Below are 2,113 nucleotides of genomic sequence, written 5' to 3'. Positions count from 1 at the left end.
TCCTGCGCCGCCAGGCTGATCTTCTGCAGGCTGCGCAGCTGCATGTCCTGGCGCGAGGACAGCAGCATGGCGCTGTTCTGTGCCTGGATGTCGACATCACCCTGATTGGCGTAGAGCTTGATACCAGCCTTGGCGGCAAACAGACTGATGGCCTGGCCGATGTTCACCATCAGGGATTTCATGGCCGAGACGCCGACATTGCGCTGGGCGGTCAGCGCCATGTCCTGCCCGGCGCTGGCGTGCAGGCTGCCCGCCGTGGTGAGCGCCATGCCGGCCGGGGCGCTGGCCAGCAATACCGCCTGTTGCAGGTCCTTCACCTGCTGATTGAGCAAATCCAGCTGGGCCTGCAGTGCTAGCGGGTCGGCCTTGGCGTGGCTGGCGGCGCTGTTCAGGCTGTCGATGCTCTGATTGGCGCGTTCCAGCTGCTGCACCGCCTGTGCCATCTCGCGCTGCAGGCCACTGGCCCCCGGCTGGGCGTGGGCGGACAGCAGCAGCCCGCGTCCGGCGCGCAGCACGCCCCACTGGTCGCTGCGCAGCTCGAAGCCTTCCCCGCGCGGCTGGCGCTGGCCATCCACCAGGTGGCCGATGTTGAGCTGGGTCTTGCCGTATTCGGTGGCCAGCTTGATGTGTTCCTTGCCGTGCAGATCTTCCATGCGCAGCTTGTTGTGGGCGCGGGTAAGGATGACGTTGCGGGTATGCCAGCCGCTGTTGATGTGATCCGGCTTGCTGCTGTCGTGCATGGCCGAGGCGATATAGGGGCGGTCGATATCGCCAGCGGTAAACGCGATGTTGACGCGGGTGCCGGCATGCAGCGGCAGGTGCAGGCCAAAGCCGCCGCCGGCAAAGGGCTTGGCCAGGCGGACCGGGCGCGAATCGCTGCCGGGGGGCCATTCATCCAGATCAAACAGAAAGCGCACCCGGTAGCGGCCATCGGCATCGAGAAAGGGGTAGCGGTAGCTATTGTTGGCCGGGCTGACCACCATGGCGGGCAGGGTGCCGTGGATGCGCGGCTTGTCGCGCAGCGCGGGTCGCCACAGGCGGTCGGCGGGGATGACGCTGAACTGGTTGTGATAGGCCTGATCGCGCGCGCCCTGATGGCGCACGGCGGTGAGCAGCCAGCCATGGGGGGCTTCGGCAAAGGCCTGGCTGAGGGTGAACACGGCGCCGGGGCGGCTGTGCAGCACATTGCCGGCCCCCTCGCCCTGGCACTGGCGGCTGAGCGACAGTTGGTGGCGCAGCAGTGCCAGGCGCTGGCCTTCGTCGGCCGTGCGCTGGCCCTCGCCCCAGTCATCATCCAGGCCATGGGCCGCCGGGGTGTCGTCGGGGCTGTCCACGCGGCTGGCCAGCGGGGTGCTGGCGCTGCGGTAGTTGAAGTCGCGGCGCTGCACGCTGTGCAGCATGGGCTGGTGGTGCAGGTCGAAGCGGCGGATCACTTCGCGACCGACGCCTTCCAGGCCGGCATCGGGGCTGAGCGGCAGGATGGGCAGCAGCCCGCGCTGGTAATGCTCGAGATTATCGCCAAAGGCCAGCAGCGCGCGGCCATCGGCAGCGGGGATGTCCTGATAGAACAGCCCGGCGGAGGCGGCCAGGCGCTGGATGAAATCCAGATCGCTCTCGCGATACTGGGTGAGGTGTTCGAACAGGGGATAGTCGGCAGTCAGGTCGAACTGCAGGGCGCTGCCGGCCAGGCCATGCTGCTGCAGCACGGCCTCGATCACGGCGGGGATGCTTTGTTGCTGAAACAGCCGGGTGTGGCGGCCATCGGCAAGGGTGGCGAGGGGTGGGCCGATGCGAAAGCGGTAGCGGGTTTCCTGCGGATTGCTGTGCAGGCGGCTGGCGGCGCGCACCACGCCCTGCCAGCGGCGGGAGCGGTCGCTGGCGGGTGGTGGGGTCAGGCCGGGAATGGGGGGAAGGACTGTTGCGGCGGGAGGGGTGATGGTAAAGGAGACGGGCTGGTGGATGAGCTGGGCCAGGGGAAGGTGTGCCTGGCTTGAGGTGACGGCGATGTCGAGCAGGAAGGGGGTGTCGAGGGCTTCGTCGAGGGTAAAGGCGAACACGGACAGGTCCAGCCCCAGGCGTGCGGGGAAGGCGAGCTGGTAGGGGTTGGGCATGG

1 protein-coding gene is annotated in these 2,113 nt (G+C 67.9%); it reads right to left on the bottom strand.

Features of this window, described 5'->3' with window-relative positions:
• A partial coding sequence (locus DFR38_RS20725; RefSeq protein WP_110313881.1) for a type VI secretion system Vgr family protein occupies positions 1-2,113 on the bottom strand: 2,113 nt, incomplete at both ends.

Source organism: Aquitalea magnusonii (genome assembly GCF_003202035.1).
Taxonomy (GTDB): domain Bacteria; phylum Pseudomonadota; class Gammaproteobacteria; order Burkholderiales; family Chromobacteriaceae; genus Aquitalea; species Aquitalea magnusonii.
The sequence above is the reverse complement of the archived record's forward strand: the minus strand, read 5'-3'. Positions and strand labels throughout refer to the sequence as shown.